The following is an 18,842-nucleotide window of genomic DNA, read 5'->3' on the forward strand; positions in this document are numbered from 1 at the left end:
GGGTGGGTCCGGTTGCGGGGGACGCCGTAAATCCGTCCATGGAGGCTTGGCCGCGGCATCCATGCCGCGGACACCCCCGCAACCGGACCCACCCCGCCTTCGACAGCTTCCCGCGATCTGTTGGACATGTCGCCGCTGCTGTTGGTGGGTGCCGACCGTTGGTCGGCACGGTTGAATTCATTCGATATCTGACAGATGTGTCGACCAAGGTCGACACCTACCAACAGCCGCGCGGAACCGGTCTGGGGCAGAGCCCCCTGAGTCAGGGGGCGGCCGCGAAGCGGCGGGGGTCTGGGAGCTGGTAAGTGGGGCCCACGGTTCGCGCAGCGAAGCGTGGGAGCGACAGCGCGCATGCGATGACGCGTACCAGCCCTGCCCACAAAAAACCCCGCTTGCGCGGGGTTCTCTGTGTGCTGCGTGCAGCGGGTGCTTACGGGCGACGGGCCAGGGCCTCGATGTCCTTCGCCTTCGGCAGCAGGTCCTGCTTGCTGACGCGCAGGAAACCGATCGTCAGCATCGGCACCGCCACCAGGATCGAGGACAGCACTACGATCACCGCACCGATCATGTGCGTCTCGGCCAGGCCTTCCATCGAGCTGCCGCCGTACATGTACAGGGCCAGCGCCGACAGGAAGAACATTACCGCGGTGATCACCGTACGCGACAGCGTCTGGTTGATCGAACGGTTCAGCACTTCCATCGAGTCCACGCGCAGGCTGCGGAAGTTCTCGCGGACGCGGTCGAAGACCACGATCAGATCGTTGATCGCAAAGCCCATCACCGACAGCAGGCCGGCCAGCACGGTCAGGTCGAACTCACGGCCCAGCAGGGACACGTAAGCGACCGTCACGATCAGATCGAACATCGCCACGATGCTGGCGGTGACCGCGAACTTCCATTCGAAGCGCACCGCGATGTAGATCAGGAAGCCGGCCAGCATGAAGATCGTGGCGTACAGGCCATTCATCGCCAGGTCCTTGCCGATCTGTGGGCCCACGAACTCGTTGCGGAGCACGGTGGCCTGGTTGTCGGCGGTGGACAGTGCCTTCACCACGGCGGCGGCGGTGGCCTTGTCCTCGTGCGCGGCGTCGCCGGTACCGGCAGCGTGCTCACCGTGCGGGGCCAGGCGGATCAGCAGATCGGTGTTGCCACCGACGCTCTGCACCTGGGCACCCTCAAAGCCGCTCTGCTCGAGCTTGGTGCGGACCTGCTCGACGTCCACGGCCTTGTCGAAGCGGGCTTCGATCAGGGTGCCGCCGGTGAAGTCCAGGGCGTAGTTGAAGCCCTTGACGCCGATGATGGCGACCGAGGCCAGGAACACGATGACCGTGACGACCATCGCGACATGGCGCCAGCGCATGAAGTCGATCTTGGTGTCGTTCGGGAGGATGTGCAGCGGAAACAGTTTCATGTGCGTGTCGTCCCGTCAGATGGCCACGTTCTGGAGCTTCTTGCGGCGGCCGTAGATCAGCGTCGCCAGCGCACGCGACACGGTGATCGCGGTGAACATGGAGGCGAAAATACCGATGATCATGGTCAGCGCGAAGCCCTTCAGCGGACCGGTACCGAATGCGAACAGCGCCACACCGACGATCAGGCCGGTCAGGTTGGCGTCGAGGATGGTGCCGGAAGCACGCTCGTAACCGGTCACGATCGCGGTCTTGCCCGGCACGCCGGCACGCAGCTCTTCACGGATACGCTCGTTGATCAGCACGTTGGCGTCCACCGACAGGCCGACCGACAACGCCAGGCCGGCGAAGCCCGGCAGGGTCATGGTCGCGCCGAACAGCGACATCACCGCCACCACGATCAGCAGGTTGAACAGCATCGCGATCGAGGTGATCACGCCGAACATGCGGTAGTAGACGCTGAAGAACACCAGGGTGAACAGGAATGCGAACACCACCGCGCGCATACCGTTCTTGACGTTCTCGGCACCCAGGCTCGGGCCCACCACACGCTCTTCGACGAAGTCCATCGGCGCGGCCAGCGAGCCGGACTTCAGCAGCTTGGCCAGGTCCTCGGCTTCCTTCTTCTGCAGGCCGGTGGTCTGGAAGTTCTTGCCGAACACGCCGTTGATGTTGGCCACCGAGATCACTTCCTCGTTGACCTTGAAGCCACGCACTTCCTGGCCGTCGACGACGGTCACGGTCGGCACGCGCTCGGTATAGACCACCGCCATCGGCTTGTTCACGTTGGCGCTGGTGAAGTCGAACATGCGCTGGCCGCCGACATTGTTCAGCGTCACGCTGACCGCCGGAGAGCCGCTGTTCGAATCGGTCACCGCCTGCGCGCCGACCATCTGGTCACCGGTGACGATCACGCGCTTGTTCAGCAGGACCGGACCACCGCCATCACGACGCTGGTAGACCTTCGCTTCCGGCGGAATGCGACCGGAGTCGATGGCGTCCTGTGCATTGCCGTCAACCACCGCGCGGTACTCGAGGGTAGCGGTGGCGCCGATCATGCGCTTGGCTTCGGCGGTGTCCTGCACGCCCGGCAGCTGCACCACCACGCGGTCGGCACCCTGGCGCTGGATGATCGGCTCGGCCACGCCGAGCTGGTTCACGCGGTTGCGCAGGGTGTTGATGTTCTGCTCGATGGCGCCGTTGGCAATCTGGGTGATCTCGGTTTCCGGCACGGTCACCGTGATGCGGTTGCCGCTGACGTCGTAGCCGAGGGTCGGCTGCGCCTTCACCAGGGCGGTGCGGGCACGCTGCGCGGCGTCGTCACCGGCGGACGGGCTCAGGTTCGCCACGATGCTGTTGTCAGCGCGGCGTTCCACCGACTGGTAAGCGATGCGGGCGTCGCGCAGGGTGCTGCGCACGTCTTCGGTGTAGGCGTCCAGACGCTTGTCCAGAGCCGCCTTCTGGTCAACCTGAAGCACGAAGTGCACGCCGCCCTGCAGGTCCAGGCCCAGCACCATCGGACGACCGCCGAGGTTGGCCAGCCAGTCCGGCACGGTCGAGGCCAGGTTCAGGGCCACGGTGTACTTTTCGCCGACCGTGTCACGCAGGGCGTCGCTGGCAGCGGACTGCGCCTTCAGGTCCGGCAGGCGGACGATCAGGCTTTCCCCTTCCTTCTCGGCACCGACGGTGGCGACACCGGCCGTCTTCAGGTCGGCCAGCACACGGTCGCGCAGCGCATCGTCGATCTGCCCGCCACGGTTGGCGGTGATCTGGATGGCCGGGTCCTTCTGGTAGATGTTGGGCAGCGCGTACAGCGCGCTGAGCGCCAGTACGATCAGGATGACGACGTACTTCCAGCGTGGAAATTCGAGCATTGCTTGGGTCCCGCGCGGCGCCATCCCCGGCGCCGCGGTTGTGCATCGGAAAGGGAGTGGCTTACTGGGCCGACTTCAGGGTACCGGCCGGCAGCACGTTGCCGACAGCGCCCTTCTGCACGCGGATGCGCACGTTGTCCGCCACTTCGATGGTGATGAAGTTGTCGCCGATATCGGTGACCACGCCGGCGATGCCGCCGTTGGTCAGCACTTCGTCACCACGCTTGATCTTCTCCAGCATGGCCTTGTGCTCCTTCTGCCGCTTCATCTGCGGGCGGATCATCAGGAAGTACATGATGGCGATCAGGATGACCGGGAACAGCAGCGTGGTCAGGCCCATGCCCTGCGGTTGGCCGCCGGCGGCCTGGGCGTGGGCGGCGGGAATCAGGAAGGCAAGCAGGTTCATCGTTGGTCCTTTGGTTGGGCGGCGCTTCGGCCCTTTCACGGGCACGAGGTGTCGACCGCGGATCTGGGTCAGCCTTGAAGTATGCCACGGCCCCGGGCGTTCGTCCTTGGGCCGTTTGGCAGGGGGCACTCGGGTTACAGGGGGGGAGCTACCGCCCCGCGTGCCGCGTAGAAAGACTCACGGAAGGCCAGGAAGGTTCCCGCCTCGATGGCCGCACGGATGTCGGCCATGAGCTTTTCGTAATAGAACAGGTTGTGCAGGGTGCCCAGCATCGGCGCCAGCATCTCGTTGCAGCGGTCCAGGTGGCGCAGGTACGAACGCGTGTAACCGCCGGTGCAGGCCACGCAGCCGCAGCCGGGCTCGATCGGATCCATGTCCCGTGCGTACTGGGAATTACGGATGCGGACGGTGCCGAACGAGGTGAAATAGTGGCCGTTGCGGGCGTTGCGGGTGGGCATAACGCAGTCGAACATGTCCACGCCACGTGCGACACCCTCGACCAGGTCCTCCGGCCGGCCCACACCCATCAGATAGCGCGGACGGTCGCCCGGCAGTTCCGGGTCCAGGTGGTCGAGCATCGCGTTGCGCTCGTGCTCCGGTTCGCCCACGGCCAGGCCACCGATGGCGTAACCGTCGAAGCCGATCGCCTGCAGGGCCTCGGCCGAGCGGCTGCGCAGGTCGGTGTGCACGCCGCCTTGGACGATGCCGAACAGGGCCGCGTCGTTGCCGAGCTCGTCATGCGCGTTGCGGCTGCGCTGGGCCCAGCGCAGGCTCAGCTCCATCGAGCGGCGCGCCACATCCTCGGTAGCCGGGTACGGGGTGCACTCGTCGAAGATCATCACCACGTCCGAATCGAGCACTTTCTGGATCTTCATGCTCTCTTCCGGGCCCAGGAACACGCGGGCACCGTCGGTGGGCGAGGCGAAGGTCACGCCCTGCTCGGTGATCTTGCGGCGGTGGGCCAGCGAGAACACCTGGAAGCCGCCGGAGTCGGTCAGGATCGGGCCATCCCAGCGGCAGAAGCCGTGCAGGCCGCCGTGGTCGGCGATGATGTCCAGGCCCGGCCGCAGGTACAGGTGGAACGTGTTGCCGAGGATGATCTCGGCGCCCAGCGCACGCACCTGGTCCGGCAGGATGCCCTTGACCGAGCCATAGGTCCCCACCGGCATGAAGGCCGGCGTTTCCACCGCGCCACGCGGGAAGGTCAGGCGGCCACGGCGGGCACGGCCGTCGCGGGTCTTGAGCTGGAACTGCAATCGGGACATGGAGCGGTCATTCGGGCAAATAGTTGCCTATTGTCTCCCAAAACCGGGTCGACCGCCCATTCAGGCCTGAACGGCACGGCAGTAGAGCCGCGCCATGCGTGGCTTTCCTGGCCTCCAGGCACCGGCAAGTGCGCACCAACGGTGCGCACCGACCACAAGCAGGCAGAGGTCAGCGCCCTACCCCGCCTGCGGGAACAGCAGCATCGCGTCGCCGTAGCTGAAGAAGCGGTAGCGCTGCTCGATCGCGTGCTGGTAGGCCTCGAACACGCGCTCCTTGCCGGCGAACGCGGAAATCATCATCAGCAGCGTGCTTTCCGGCAGGTGGAAGTTGGTCACCATCGCGTCGACGCTGCGGATGCGGTAGCCGGGGGTGATGAAGATCTGCGTTTCACCCGCGAACGGCAGCAGTTCGCCATCGCGCATTGCGCTTTCCAGCGCGCGCACCACGGTGGTGCCGACGCCGATCACCCGGCCGCCGGCGGCACGCGTGCGCCGTACCTGCTGCACCATTTCCGCGCCGACGTTCAGCCACTCGCGGTGCATCACGTGGTCTTTCAGGTCATCGGCACGCACCGGCTGGAAGGTGCCCGCACCCACGTGCAGGGTGACGTGGCCAAAGTCCACACCCTTGTCCTTCAGCGCGGCCAGCAGCGGTTCGTCGAAATGCAGGCCGGCGGTCGGTGCCGCCACCGCGCCCACTTCACGCGCGAACACGGTCTGGTAGCGCTCGCGGTCATCCACACCCGGCTCGCGCTGGATATAGGGCGGCAGCGGCAGGCGGCCGGCATGCAGCAGCCACTGTTCCAGCGATTCCGGCACATGGAACTGCAGCACGTAGAACTCGCCATCGCGGCCCAGCACCTCGGCTTCGCCACCGGCATCCAGCGCGATGCGGCTGCCGGCCTTGGGCGACTTGCTGGCGCCCACCTGCGCGCGGGCCTGCTGGCCACCCAGCAGGCGCTCGATCAGGATCTCCACGCGGCCGCCACTGGCCTTCTGCCCGAACAGGCGCGCCGGGATCACCCGGGTGTCGTTGAACACCAGCAGGTCGCCCGGCTGCAGCAGCGACGGCAGGTCGCGCACCTGCAGGTCGGTGAAGGCATCGGGCGCCGGAGGCACCAGCAGCAGGCGGCTTGCGGAACGTTCGGCCAGGGGCGCCTGCGCGATCAGTTCAGCCGGCAGGTCGTAGTTGAAATCGGACTTCTTCAAGGCAGTGGGCGGCAACAGGTCGACAATGGCGCGCATTGTACGTCCAGCGTCTGCGAGCCGGCGTGCTTCGCGGCGAACGTCGCGCAAAATGCTGCTATGCAGCAGGTTTCTGCGGGGTTATCGCGCAAAAAAACAAGTGCTAGCATCGAGTCGGAAGTCCGCTGCACGAGCCTGCCCCAAGCGCGCGTGATGACGCGCGTTTTGCTTTTGAAGACCCGTGCGACCCATTGTTTCAGGAGATCTGCAATGAGCTTCATCGAACGCCTCGCCCCCCTGCGCAACCAGCCCGGCACCCGCCTCACCTCCGGCCTGGACGACGCCACCCTGACCGCCCTGTCCGCCAACCACCCGCAGCTGATCGCCGCGGTGGACGCCGCCGCCGAGGAATTCGCGCGCGTGCAGGCCGACCTGGGGCCGCTGCTGGCGCAGGACGAACAGGCGCAGATCGACGCGATGCAGGACGGTTTCGTCAATTTCTATGCCGATGACGCGGTGACCCCGTATGTGGCACTGGCCGCGCGCGGCCCGTGGGTGGTCACCCTGAAGGGCGCCGTGCTGTACGACGCCGGCGGCTACGGCATGCTCGGCTTCGGGCACACCCCGGACGCCGTGCTGGAGGCAATGGCCCGCCCGCAGGTGATGGCCAACATCATGACCCCCAGCCTGTCGCAGCAGCGCTTCATCACCGCCCTGCGTGCCGAGATCGGCCACCGCCGTGGCGGCTGCCCGTTTGCCCGTTTCATGTGCCTGAATTCCGGTTCCGAGGCCGTTGGCCTGGCCGCGCGCATCGCCGACGTCAACGCCAAGCTGCAGACCGACCCGGGCGCACGCCACGCCGGCGCTGCGATCAAGCGCGTGGTGGTCAAGGGCAGCTTCCACGGCCGTACCGACCGCCCTGCCCTCTATTCGGACTCCAGCCGCAAGAGCTACATGCAGCACCTGGCCAGCTACCGTGGCGAAGACTCGGTGATCACCGTGGCGCCGTACGACGAAGCCGGCCTGCGCAAGGTGTTCGAGGATGCCGCGCGCAACCAGTGGTTCATCGAGGCAGTGTTCCTGGAGCCGGTGATGGGCGAAGGCGACCCGGGCCGCTCGGTGCCGCCGTCGTTCTATGCCGTTGCCCGCGAACTGACCCGTGCCCATGGCAGCCTGCTGCTGCTCGACTCGATCCAGGCCGGCCTGCGTGCGCATGGCGTGCTCTCGGTGGTCGATTACCCGGGCTTCGAAGGCCTGGACCCGCCGGACATGGAGACCTACTCCAAGGCGCTCAACGCCGCGCAGTACCCGCTGTCGGTGCTGGCGGTGACCGAGCACGCCGCGCAGCTGTACCGCAAGGGCATCTATGGCAACACGATGACCAGCAACCCGCGTGCGCTGGACGTGGCCTGCGCCACCCTGGCCCAGCTGACCCCGCAGGTGCGCGCCAACATCGCCGAGCGTGGTGCCGAGGCCGTGCGCAAGCTTGAACAGCTGAAGAACGAGCTGGGCGGACTGATCACCAAGGTGCAGGGCACCGGCCTGCTGTTCTCCTGCGAACTGGCGCCGCAGTTCAAGTGCTACGGCGCCAACTCCACCGAGGAATGGCTGCGCCAGCACGGCATCAACGTGATTCACGGTGGCGAGAACTCGCTGCGCTTCACTCCGCACTTCGGCATGGACAGCGAAGAGCTGGACCTGCTGGTGGGGATGGTCGGCCGCGCGCTGCGTGAAGGCCCGCGCCGCGAGCAGGCAGCGGCGGCGTAAGTCTCGTTCTTTGTAGAGTCGAGCTTGCTCGACTGCACTTCGTTCAGGCACCGCGATAGTCGAGCAAGCTCGACTCTACTGAACGAAGAGCAGCCGAGCGCGGCGCGTCTCTACAGAAGGCCCCTGAAGGCCTCATAATCCATAGACACCCCGTCCCTGACCGCCCTGCGGTCGGCGACGGGGCGTTTTCGTTTCCGGCCAAGAGACAGGAAGATCCATGAAATCGATCTGTGTGTACTGTGGTTCCAACGCTGGCAGCAAGCCGGCCTATACCGAACGCGCCCTGGCCCTGGGCGACCGCATCGCCCGCGACGGGATGCGCCTGGTGTACGGCGGCGGCAATGTCGGCCTGATGGGAACCGTGGCCAATGCCGTGCTCGCCGCCGGCGGCGAAGTGACCGGCGTGATCCCGCGCCAGCTGGCCGACTGGGAAGTGGCCCACCGCGGCCTGACCGAACTGGAAATTGTCGGTTCGATGCATGAGCGCAAGTCGCGCATGTTCGACCTCGCCGATGGCTTCGTCACCCTGCCCGGCGGCTTCGGCACCATGGAAGAGATCTTCGAGATGCTGACCTGGCGCCAGCTTGGCATCGGCAACAAGCCGTGCGCCTTCCTCGACGTGGAAGGTTTCTACGCCCCGCTGATCGGCATGATCGACCGCATGGTGGAAGAGCGCTTCCTGCACCCGGACCAGCGCCAGGACCTGTGGTACGGCTCGGATATCGAAGAGATGCTGGAGTGGATGAAGAACTACAAGCCAGCGCAGGCCTCGAAGTGGATCGACGAAAAGCGTCGCGCCGCCCTGCGCTGATGCTTTCCTGCGCGGCGGCTCAGACCGCCGCGCAGCTCCACGGTGCGGGCCGCCCCAGCAGATAGCCCTGGCCGTAGTCGCAACCCAGTTCGCGCAGGGTCTGCCGCTGCGCCTCGGTTTCGATGCCCTCACCGATGGTCTCGATGCCCAGCGTACGCGCCAACGACAGCACGCCCTCGACCAGCGCCCGCGTGCTCTGCACTTCCGGCCCATGCAGGCCGGCGATGAAGCTCTGGTCGATCTTCAGCGTACTGATCGGGAAACGGTGCAGGTAGGACAGCGCCGAGAAGCCGGTACCGAAATCGTCCAGCTGCACCTGGATGCCGCGCTCGCGCAGGCCCTGCAGGATGCGCAGCGTGTGCGGGCCATCGTCCAGCAGCGCCACCTCGGTGATCTCCAGGCGCAGCCGACGCGGATCGGCACCACATGCATCCAGCAGGCCGAACAGGCGGCCGCTGAACCCGGCGGAGCGGAAATGGCGCGGTGATACGTTCACCGAGACGTAACTCTGCCCGCCCTCGGCCAGGCCGGCAATCACCTGTTCGTAGATCAGCCAGTCGACCTGCTCGATCAGGCCGCTTTCCTCGCCCAGCTCCAGGAACGCCCCCGGCAGCAGCAGGCCGCGGCGCTCATGCTGCCAGCGCAGCAGCGCTTCGTGGCCCACCACCTCGCCATCGGACAGGCGCACGATCGGCTGGTAGAACGGGACGAAATCGCGGTTGTTGATCGCACGACGCAGGTCGGCTTCCAGATCGAGGCTGCGCATGGCCTGCTCGCGCATGTCTTCGTCGAAGATCGCACAGCGGTCATGGCCCTGCGCCTTGGCCCGGTACATTGCCGCGTCGGCATCACGCAGCAGCTCTTCGCCGGTGCGGTAGCGGGGGTTCCACAAGGCGATGCCCAGGCTGCCGGACGGGAACAGTTCGCGCCCGGCGATCCACATCGATTCCTGCAATGCCAGCAGCAGGCGCTGGCCAAAGTCCAAGGCCTGCGCCAGGCCCTGCGGGCATTGCAGCAGCACCGCGAATTCGTCGCCACCCAGCCGGGCCACCACGTCCTCGGTGCCGGCCATCGACACGATGCGCTTGGCCACTTCCACCAGCATGCGGTCGCCGGCGGCATGGCCGATGCTGTCGTTGACCAGCTTGAAGCGGTCCAGATCGAGGAACAGCACGGCGAACACCGGGCCGCCCTCACGCTTGGCCAGGGCCAGCGCATCCTGCAGGCGGTCCAGCAGATGCAGGCGGTTGGGCAGGCCGGTCAGCGCATCGTGCATGGCCTGGTGGGTCAGGCGCTGTTCGGCACGCAGGCGCTCGCCGATCTGGCCGAGCAGCTTTTCGTTGACCTCGGCCAGTTCGCGCGTGCGTTCCTCCACGCGCTTCTCCAGCTCGGCATGCGCCGAGCGCAGCCGTTGCTGGTCGCGCTGACGGGCCAGGCCGGTACCGATGTTCTGTGCGACGAAGGTCAGCAGGCGCTGGTCATGCACACTGAAAATGCTGTTCTCGCTGTAGCTCTGCACCACGATCGCGCCGACCACTTCGTCGTCGCGCAGCAGCGGTACGCCCAGCCAGCAGTGCGAACGCGCACCGGATTCACGCACTTCGCCACTGGCCAGCAGCGCATCGATCTGCGCGCGTGACGCCAACAGTGGCCGCCGGTTGCGCACGACGTACTCGGTCAGGCCCCGGCTGAACGGTCGCGGCGCGCGGCTGGCGTTGTGCTCGTCCACCGAATAGACGAAGTCCAGGCCGTTGCCGGCCGGGTTGACCAGGGCGATGTAGAAATTGCGAGCGTCGAGCAGGCGCCCGACCACCCCATGCACCTGTCCGTAGAACTGCGCCAGGCTGTCGGCCGACATCGCCATCTCGGCGATGTTGTACAGGGCGGTCTGCAGCTGTTCGGCGCGTCGACGCTCGGCAACCTCGTCCTGCAGGCTGTGATTGGCGCGCTGCAGTTCCTGGGTGCGCCGCGCCACCTGCTGCTCCAGCCGCACCTGCGCCTGGCGCCGGTCCATCGCGGTCTGCACGTGCTGCGCAACGAAGCCCAGCAATGCGCGCTCGGCCTCGCCATAGCGGGCCGCCTGCTCATAGCTCTGGACCACGATGGCACCGCATACGCGGCCATCGCGCAGCATCGGCACGCCCAGCCAATCCAGGCTTTCGGGCCCGCGTTGCGGGTCGTGCTCCTGCTCCATCACCTGCGACAGCAGTTCGCGCGAGGGACCACTGAGCGGCTTGCCATGACGCAGCAACGCCACGGTCAGGCTGCGTGGCATCTCGCTGGCGTCATGGCTCTGCGTGGGATCGGCGACGAAATCATCGACCTGATCGGCGAAGTACAGGAAACGGATCTGGTCGCGCACATCGTCGTATTCCACGATGTAGCAGTTCTCGGCATACATCAGCGTGCCCAGCACACCATGCACGTGGCGCAGCATCTCGGGCATTTCCAGGTCGGCACCGGCCAGATCTGCAATCTGGAACAAGGCCTGCTGCAACCGCTCGGCCTCTTCCAGCGCCTTGATCTGGCCGGCCTGGCGGCCGCGCTGCAGCGCCAGCTCCATCGCCTGCCGGGCAACCCCCCACCACGCCGGCGAAGGCACCGCGCCTTCCACCGACAACAGCAGGCGCGCCCCATCATGTTCCCAGCCGTGCTGGCCGTCGCCCACGCCTGGCGCTGCCGCATCACCTCCGGCAGTCGCCCTCGGCCAGGCCCCCTGGCCACGGCCAAGCTGCGGGTCATCCCAGCCGACACGGACCACAGCCGTTTCCGGCAGAAGCGCATGCAACGCGCGCACCAGCGCCGTGCTCAGCACGGCCTCGTGTGGTGGCTCTTTCGCCGGTTCAGCATGCGTGGACAAATGACAATCTCTTGGCGCCGTCAGTGCGTCGCCTCCCCTGAGCCGCCGAGCATAGCGCGCCACCCGGGGGGCAATGGAAGCCCGTAAACCCCGAATCGTGCGCCCGTACGTTTTTCCTGCTGACCGTAGCCCCTTCCGAGCCATGACCCTCGCCCTGCCCGCCCTCGCCACCGGCTATGCGCCATCGACTGCAGGCCTTACCCTGTACGCCGTGGAAGCCAGCGCACTGCCAACCGATGAAGCCTTGATGCTGGCCTGGGCCGGTGGCGACCTGCGCGCGTTTGAAAGCCTGTATGCACGCCATCGCAAGCGCCTGTTCGGCTTCCTGCTGCGGCAACTGCGCGACAACGCGCTGGCCGAGGAGATCTTCCAGGACGTCTGGCAGCGGGTGATCAGCGCCCGTGCGGGGTGGCAACCGGACGCGGCGTTCAGCACCTGGCTGTTCCGCATCGCCCACAACCGCCTGAACGACCATTGGCGCGCCGCCCGCCACCGGCCGGCTGCCCCGGCCGATGCCGACCTGCGCCTGGCCGCGATCGAGGATGGACAGACCCCGGAAGGCGAGCTTTCCGAATTCGAACAACGTCGCCGCATCCAGCTGGCGATGGAACAACTGCCGCCGGAGCAGCGCGAAGTGCTGCAACTGCGGCTGGATCAGGAACTGAGCCTGGAGGAGATCGGCCAGATCACCGGCGTAGGCCGGGAAACCGTGAAATCGCGGCTGCGCTATGCGATGGACAAGCTGCGTGCGGGATTGAACGCATGAACCGAGACGAACCGCTGACGCCGGAAGAACGCGAGCTGGCCCGGCTGCTCGGCCGTCGCGCCGAACAGGCACCGCCTGCCGCACTGGACGCCGCCATCCTGGCCGCGGCCCGCGCTGCCGTGGACGCTCCGGCTGCCGATGCGGTCGCCTCTCCCGAAGCACCACGTACGCAGCGCACACGCCCGCGTTGGCCGGCGGTGTTCGGCATCGCCGCCTCGATGGTGTTCGCCATCGGCATCGCCTGGCAGCTGCGTCCGGAACCGCCACCGATTCCGGCGGGTGAGGCCGCTGTTGCGGCGGCACCGGCTGCGGCAGAAGACGTCGCGGCTGCCGATCAGGCCGCTGAGCGCAGTGCAGCCGACAGCGCGGTGGCGACTGCGGAACCGGCCGCTGCGCCCGCAGCACCCGAGGCAGCCCCGGTTGCCGCTGCCCCGGCACCGGCCATCGCGCGCGCAAGCAAGCCTGCGCCGGCCGAGACCGCTGAAGCGCCGGCCCAGGCTGCACGATCGATGGCTGCGGATGCGGCCGCCGACACCTCCTTTGCAGCCCTGCCGCCCGCTCCGGCCGCAGCGCCGGCAGCTGCCCCCCCTGCGCCTCCGGCTCCCACCGCCTACTCGGCACCCGCGCCGCTGATGGCGCCGGTTGTCGCCAGTGGTTCGCTGAAGGCGCGCTCGGCAGGCACGCCAGAGTCCAACAGCGTGCAGACCGAACAGGCCCCGGCATTGGACCGGGTAGAAATCACCTCGATGAAGCGCGAGGCTCCCAGCCGTTCTGCACCTGGCATCATGCGCCGCGGCAGCGATGCCGGCCTGAGCGCGGATGCCGTGCAGGCCGAGGTGGACGCTGACGCACGACTGCCGCGCCGGCAGTGGCTGCAGAAGATCCGTACACGACGCGACGACGGCCAGCGCGATCTGGCCCGTGCCAGCCTGGAGCGCTACATGCAGCAGTACCCGGAAGCACGCCTGCCGCGCGACCTGCGCCCGCTGCTGGACGACTGAAGCGGACGGGAATACCCGGCAACCCCGTAGAATGACGGGAATGCTCGATACTCTCGCCCAGCCGGTCAGCCACACGCTGGAAGTCAAACACAGCCGTTTCATCGCCCATGCCGCGCCGATCGATGGCGCTGCAGCGGCCATGGCGTTCCTGCAGCAGGTCGCGGTGGCCGATGCCACCCACAACTGCTGGGCCTACCGGCATGGGCAGGACTATCGCTCCAGCGACGATGGCGAGCCGGCCGGCACGGCTGGACGTCCGATTCTGGCGGCGATCGACGGCCAGGGTTTCGACCGGGTGATGGTGGTAGTGACGCGCTGGTTCGGCGGTATCAAGCTCGGTGCCGGTGGCCTTGTGCGCGCCTACGGCGGCGCCGCCGCCGAGTGCCTGCGCACCGCCCCGCGCCTGCCGCTGGTGGCGATGGCCCGGCTGCAGCTGCTGGCCGGCTTCGAGGACCTGGGTACCCTGCATGCCACCCTGCCCGCCTTCGGTGCCGAAAAGCGCGATGAACAGTTCGATGCCAATGGCGTGTGCCTGCGGATCGAATTGCCTGCCGATCAGGTCGACGCATTGAAAATCCGCCTGCGCGACGCCACCCGTGACCGTATCCGCATAGAAGACGACGACCAGGATGACTGACAAGGACGACGCCCCCGCTTCGACCCCGCCGCTGCGGCGCCTCGGCAGCCTGCGCACGCTGTGGCCGTTCGTGCGCCGCCACAGCGGCCTGTTCACCGCCTGGCTGCTGGCCCTGGCGGTGTCTTCTGCAGCCACGCTGAGCCTGCCTCCGGCGGTGAAGCAGATGATCGATCACGGTTTCAGCAGCGGCGGCCAGATCAACCGTGCCTTCGCCCTGCTGATGCTGGTGGCGGTCGTCATGGCGTTGGGCACGGCCGCGCGCTTCTACTTCGTATCGTTGCTGGGTGAAAAGGTCGTGGCCGACCTGCGCAGCCAGCTGTATGCCCACCTGATCCAGCTGGGCGCCGGCTTCCACGACCGCAGCCGCAGCGGAGAGCTGGTCTCGCGCCTGACCGCGGACACCGAACTGCTGCGCAGCGTGGTCGGCTCGACCATGTCCGTAGCATTGCGCAGCACGGTCACCGTCATCGGCAGCCTGGCAATGCTGTTCGTCACCAGCCCACGGCTGGCCGCATGGTCGCTGCTCGGCATTCCGCTGGCGGTGCTGCCAATCATCATCGGCGCGCGCAAGCTGCGCACGGTCGCACGCAACAGCCAGGACCGCATCGCCGATGCCAACAGCCTGGCCAGTGAAACCCTGGGTGCGGTACGCACGGTGCAGGCACATGCACGCGAGCCGTATGAGCGCGGGCGCTTCGACAAGGCACTCGGTGATGCCATCGGCGCCGCCCGTCGCCGCATCGGCGCACAGTCGCTGGTCACCGCCAGCGCCATCCTGCTGGTGTTCGGCGCCATCGTCGGTGTGTTGTGGCTGGGCGCGCACGACGTCATCGACGGCCGCCTCAGCGCCGGTACGCTGGGTCAGTTCGTGCTGTATGCATTGATCGGTGGCGGTTCGGTGGGTGCACTGGCCGAAGTATGGAACGAGCTGCAGCGCGCGGCCGGCGGCATGGGCCGCATCGGCGAACTGCTGCAGGAAGACATCGAGATCCGCGCGCCGGCACAGCCGCGCGCGCTGCCGCAGCCGCTGCATGGCGAGATCCGGTTCGACGACGTGGTGTTCCACTACCCGCAGCGACCGGACCAGGCCGCACTGGATCACTTCAACCTGCACGTCCGCCCCGGCGAGACCGTGGCGCTGGTGGGTCCCTCGGGGGCGGGCAAGAGCACGGTGCTTTCGATGCTGCTGCGCTTCCATGATCCAGCCAGCGGCCGCATCGACGTGGACGGCATCGACGTGCGCCAGGCCGACCCGGCCGAGCTGCGTGCGCAGCTGGCGCTGGTGCCGCAGCAGCCGACACTGTTCGCTGCCAGTGCGCGCGACAACATCCGCTATGGCCGCCTGCAGGCCAGCGACGCCGAAGTCGAGGCTGCCGCGCGTGCCGCCGAGGCCGATGGCTTCCTGCGCGCGTTGCCGCAGGGCTATGACAGTGAGCTGGGCGAGCGCGGTGCCCGCCTGTCCGGTGGCCAGCAGCAGCGTGTGGCGATTGCCCGTGCGCTGCTGAAGGATGCGCCGATCCTGCTGCTGGACGAAGCGACCAGCGCGCTGGACGCGCAGAGCGAGTACAGCGTGCAGCAAGCGCTGGAGCGGCTGATGGCGGGCCGCACCACACTGGTCATTGCCCACCGCCTGGCCACCGTGCTCAAGGCCGACCGCATCGTGGTGATGGACCAGGGCCGCATCGTCGCCGAGGGCACGCACGCGCAGCTGCTGGCCGAAGGTGGACTGTACGCTGAACTTGCGCGCCTGCAGTTCATCGATTGATGACGTCCGGCTAACATCGGCGCGGCCAAGCTGGCCGCGCAACAACCGCATCCGCTGAAGGAGGTGCACGATGTCGTTCCGTCAGTTCCCCGCTGTCGACAGCAACGGCGAAAGCCACATCATCATCGAGTTCAAGCCCGAGGCGAATGGCAGCGGGCATCACTCCGAAGCCACGCCACGCTACGAACTGGATGACGGGCGGCCGCTGGTGCGCGATGGCCGCGAGTTCACCACCAGTGGCGGCGAGCTGCGGCTGACGATCTGAGGTTCGCCGGGCATGGCTCCGGCGCTACCGGATTTCGTATCGCCCCGCTCTGGCGGGTGTCGACCTTGATCGACCCGCTTTCCTGCCTCTGGTAGGTGTCGACCTTGGTCGACACGCTTTTGCCAAGGGCAATCGAGCGTGGCTCGACGCTACAAAAGGCGTGATCAATTTTTCACCAAGCATCTTGACAGCCTTTGCTGCCAAGGCCTGAGCAAGGTTATCCACACGTTTGCTCAGGAACCATCCACACCGCCTGTGGATGAATTCAGCCCAGTACCCGCCCGATGCCGCTGGCGTCCACGTCGGCTGCTGCCCGGGTAATCGCCGCCGCATCGCTGCCGGCCACGAACCCTATGCGGAAATGCACTTCGCCACCGGGCGTGCGCGAGGAATGGATCGAAGCCAGGCTGATGCGATGCTGCTCGAACACGTTCAGCAGCTCACGCAGCGAGCCGGGCCGGTCTTCCGGCAGGTGCACCGACAACGCATTACGCTCGGTCAGGTCAGCCAGCAGATAACCCACGCGTTCAAAGGTGTAGTTGCCGTCCGCCAGCGCCTGCTCGCCGAAGGCACTGCGGTTGGCCAACAGCAGCTGCTCGCGGAATTCACCACGCGCACGGTCGTCGCCCTGCCCGACCTGCGCCTGCAGGGCCTGCAGCTGGCCGACCAGCCGTTCCAGCATCGGCGCCACGTACGGGTTACCGAACTGGATGTCTTCGTAGATCGCCGGGTTGAGCGACAGGATGCGCGAGATGATCGCCGTGTCCAGCTCGAACGATGCCGAGCGGTACGGCATCATCGCGGCCAGATCGCCCAGCTGCGGCTGGTACTGGCGCAGCACGCCGGCCTGGGCCAGGTGGGTGGCATGCACCATCGCCTGCACCAGCGCCATCATCTGGTCGTGGTGCTGCGGCGTGGCCCGCACGCACTCGGCCTGCAGCGCAGTGCACAGCGTATCGACCCATGGCTGCCAGTGCTGCAGCCGCGCTTCGCAGACCACCATCACCCGGCCCTTCAGGGTCGGCGCCTTGGGTGGCGCGGTCATCGGGTGCAGGCCGACCACTTCGGCTTGAGAGGCCAGCATCGCCTGCACCGGCGCTTCCTTCACCGAGGTCACGTCCAGCCACAGCCGGTCCTGCTCACGGCCGGCCGACTGCCGCACGTACTCGGCAATCAGAGCCGGCGTATGCCGGATCGGTGCCGAGAACACCAGCACGTCGGCCTGCGCCAGCAGCTGTTCCGGCGTATGCGAGTCCGGATCGGCCGGATCGTGGCCGATCACCAGCAGCTGCATGTGCTGCTGGAAGAAGCGGGTCAGCCAGCGCCCATAGGCACCGGCGCTGCCGATGATGCCGACCGTGCGCGGCGTGCGTGGATCCAGGCCGCTCATGCCACGCGTTCAGCGCGGAAGCGCGTGCCTTCGGCCAGTGCGGCAGGCGCCGCCGCGATCACGTCGAACTCTTCGAAGCCATTGTCCAGAGTCGCCTCCAGCGCCGCGTGGGTACCGGCAATCGCACGCGAAATCGCCTGCTGCATCGATTCACCTCGCAACAGGAACGACACCACCAGCGACATCAGCACGTCACCGGTGCCGGCCACGTCCACCGGCAGCAGCGGCGAAGTCCAGCGCCAGGTTTCCTCGCGACCGACCGCCAGGGTCACCAGCTCACCCGGGTTACCGCCCACGCTGTGCGCGATCACCCAGTGCGGGCCACGGTCCAGCAGCGTACGCGCGGCGGCGATGGCATCAGCCTCGGCCAGTGCCGGCATACCGGTCAGACGATTCAGTTCGAAGGCGTTCGGGGTCACCAGCCAGGCATGCGGAAGCAATCGCTCGGCGAAGATCGCTTCCAGGCCCGGCTCCACGTAGGGGCCGGTGTGGGTGTCACCAATCACCGGATCCAGGCAGTAACGCAGCTGCGGACAGACCGGCAGGATGTTGTCCAGCCAGTCGGCGAAGGCGGCACCGTTGGCGGTGCTGCCGAAGTAGCCGGAAACCAGCATTTTCGCCCGCTGCGGCAGGCCGCGCTCGTGGGTGCCCAGCAGCAGGTCGGCGAACCAGTCGGCGGGCAGCACGCGACCGCGTGTGGTGTCGTAGAACGGCGCGTTGCTCAGCAACACGGTCGGGATCTCCGCCACGCGCACGCCGAGTGCGCGCATCGGCGGTACGGCGGCGCTGTTGCCGGCGTGGCCGTAGACAAGTTGCGACTGGACCGAGATGACATCGATCGGCGACGGACCATCCGGCCGCTGGCGGCGGCCGTGGACCAGGTGGTTATCAAGGGATTCGCTCATGCCCGCATTCTACGCCCAAGGGAGTTTTCGGCAGGGCTTGCAGCCCTGCACCTGCTCAATGCAACGGCAACCGCAACGGCCGAAGCCAAAGCGGCATTCCGTGGGGTGGCGGGGCGATGTCGGAGTGCGGGGACGCCGCAAGTACGTCCTTGTAGGCTTGGCAGCGGCATCCATGCCGCTGACACCCCGCAATCCGACACCGCCCCACCTTCGACAGGTTCACGCGGCTGTTGGTAACTGCGGCTGTTGTTCCGCGCGGCTGTTGGTAGGTGTCGACCTTGGTCGACACGGATGAATTCGTTCGATATCTGACAGATGTGTCGACCAAGGTCGACACCTACCAGAGCAGTAAGCCGTTCCGACAGATCGCGGAAAACTGTCGAAGGCGGGGGGGGGGGGGGGGGGGGGGGGCGCCCCCCCCCCCCGCCCCCCCCCCCCCCCCCCCCCCCCCCCCCCCCCCCCCCCCCCCCCCCCCCCCCCCCCCCCCGCCAATCCGTGGAGATCGCGCTTCGGCTGTTGCCGTTGCCTCTGCAGGT

15 protein-coding genes are annotated in these 18,842 nt (G+C 67.2%); 7 read left to right on the forward strand and 8 right to left on the reverse strand.

Going from position 1 to position 18,842, the window contains the following annotated elements; all coding sequences use genetic code 11:
* Positions 1–430: 430 nt before the first annotated feature.
* The 5 genes from secF to queA form a co-directional block, all read right to left on the reverse strand.
* Positions 431–1,411 carry a protein translocase subunit SecF gene (secF, locus tag V3B25_RS20780; RefSeq protein WP_201118791.1) on the reverse strand — a complete coding sequence of 327 codons (981 nt, stop codon included), beginning with the start codon at positions 1,409–1,411 and terminating at the stop codon, positions 431–433.
* Between the two features lie 15 nt (positions 1,412–1,426).
* Positions 1,427–3,283 (reverse strand): protein translocase subunit SecD, encoded by a 1,857-nt coding sequence (gene secD, locus V3B25_RS20785; protein ID WP_329811485.1) that lies wholly within the window; start codon positions 3,281–3,283, stop codon positions 1,427–1,429.
* A gap of 61 nt (positions 3,284–3,344) precedes the next feature.
* Positions 3,345–3,689: a preprotein translocase subunit YajC gene (gene yajC, locus V3B25_RS20790; RefSeq protein ID WP_099552311.1), complete on the reverse strand. Its 345-nt coding sequence runs from the start codon at positions 3,687–3,689 to the stop codon at positions 3,345–3,347.
* Between the two features lie 134 nt (positions 3,690–3,823).
* The gene (gene tgt, locus V3B25_RS20795; RefSeq protein WP_329811486.1) at positions 3,824–4,954 is read right to left on the reverse strand and encodes a tRNA guanosine(34) transglycosylase Tgt; all 1,131 of its coding nucleotides are present in this window, start codon (positions 4,952–4,954) and stop codon (positions 3,824–3,826) included.
* A gap of 177 nt (positions 4,955–5,131) precedes the next feature.
* Positions 5,132–6,199 carry a tRNA preQ1(34) S-adenosylmethionine ribosyltransferase-isomerase QueA gene (gene queA / locus V3B25_RS20800; protein WP_329811487.1) on the reverse strand — a complete coding sequence of 356 codons (1,068 nt, stop codon included), beginning with the start codon at positions 6,197–6,199 and terminating at the stop codon, positions 5,132–5,134.
* 210 nt (positions 6,200–6,409) lie between these two features.
* Here queA and V3B25_RS20805 point away from each other — a divergent pair, with 210 nt between their 5' ends.
* Together V3B25_RS20805 and V3B25_RS20810 are read left to right on the forward strand one after the other, a co-directional pair.
* Positions 6,410–7,906, forward strand: coding sequence for an aminotransferase class III-fold pyridoxal phosphate-dependent enzyme (locus tag V3B25_RS20805; RefSeq protein ID WP_032128302.1), 1,497 nt, complete (start codon positions 6,410–6,412; stop codon positions 7,904–7,906).
* Between the two features lie 217 nt (positions 7,907–8,123).
* Positions 8,124–8,717: a TIGR00730 family Rossman fold protein gene (locus tag V3B25_RS20810; RefSeq protein WP_032128301.1), complete on the forward strand. Its 594-nt coding sequence runs from the start codon at positions 8,124–8,126 to the stop codon at positions 8,715–8,717.
* A gap of 19 nt (positions 8,718–8,736) precedes the next feature.
* Here the strand turns inward: V3B25_RS20810 and V3B25_RS20815 are convergent, their stop codons facing one another.
* The gene (locus V3B25_RS20815; RefSeq protein WP_329811488.1) at positions 8,737–11,577 is read right to left on the reverse strand and encodes an EAL domain-containing protein; all 2,841 of its coding nucleotides are present in this window, start codon (positions 11,575–11,577) and stop codon (positions 8,737–8,739) included.
* A gap of 247 nt (positions 11,578–11,824) precedes the next feature.
* Between V3B25_RS20815 and V3B25_RS20820 the strand changes: the two genes are divergently transcribed.
* The 5 genes from V3B25_RS20820 to V3B25_RS20840 all read left to right on the forward strand — a co-directional run bounded on the left by V3B25_RS20820 (position 11,825) and on the right by V3B25_RS20840 (position 16,011).
* Positions 11,825–12,343: an RNA polymerase sigma factor gene (locus V3B25_RS20820; protein WP_229301232.1), complete on the forward strand. Its 519-nt coding sequence runs from the start codon at positions 11,825–11,827 to the stop codon at positions 12,341–12,343.
* Positions 12,340–13,344 (forward strand): hypothetical protein, encoded by a 1,005-nt coding sequence (locus V3B25_RS20825; protein WP_049425152.1) that lies wholly within the window; start codon positions 12,340–12,342, stop codon positions 13,342–13,344. The genes V3B25_RS20820 and V3B25_RS20825 overlap by 4 nt, the downstream gene beginning before the upstream one ends.
* A gap of 40 nt (positions 13,345–13,384) precedes the next feature.
* Positions 13,385–13,981 carry a YigZ family protein gene (locus V3B25_RS20830; RefSeq protein WP_049400110.1) on the forward strand — a complete coding sequence of 199 codons (597 nt, stop codon included), beginning with the start codon at positions 13,385–13,387 and terminating at the stop codon, positions 13,979–13,981.
* A complete protein-coding gene (locus V3B25_RS20835; RefSeq protein WP_329811489.1) occupies positions 13,974–15,746 on the forward strand; it encodes an ABC transporter transmembrane domain-containing protein in 1,773 nt (590 codons plus the stop codon). Before V3B25_RS20830 ends, V3B25_RS20835 begins: the two co-directional genes overlap by 8 nt.
* Before the next feature lie 70 nt (positions 15,747–15,816).
* A complete protein-coding gene (locus V3B25_RS20840; RefSeq protein ID WP_005409247.1) occupies positions 15,817–16,011 on the forward strand; it encodes a hypothetical protein in 195 nt (64 codons plus the stop codon).
* 265 nt (positions 16,012–16,276) lie between these two features.
* Here V3B25_RS20840 and V3B25_RS20845 read toward each other — a convergent pair whose 3' ends face one another.
* The gene (locus tag V3B25_RS20845; protein ID WP_329811490.1) at positions 16,277–17,401 is read right to left on the reverse strand and encodes a prephenate dehydrogenase; all 1,125 of its coding nucleotides are present in this window, start codon (positions 17,399–17,401) and stop codon (positions 16,277–16,279) included.
* Positions 17,398–18,306, reverse strand: coding sequence for a pyridoxal kinase (gene pdxY, locus V3B25_RS20850; RefSeq protein WP_032128295.1), 909 nt, complete (start codon positions 18,304–18,306; stop codon positions 17,398–17,400). The genes V3B25_RS20845 and pdxY overlap by 4 nt, the downstream gene beginning before the upstream one ends.
* Between the last annotated feature and the right edge of the window lie 536 nt (positions 18,307–18,842).

It is taken from the genome of Stenotrophomonas sp. SMYL8, from assembly GCF_036320065.1.
In the GTDB taxonomy this organism is placed as follows: domain Bacteria; phylum Pseudomonadota; class Gammaproteobacteria; order Xanthomonadales; family Xanthomonadaceae; genus Stenotrophomonas; species Stenotrophomonas maltophilia_A.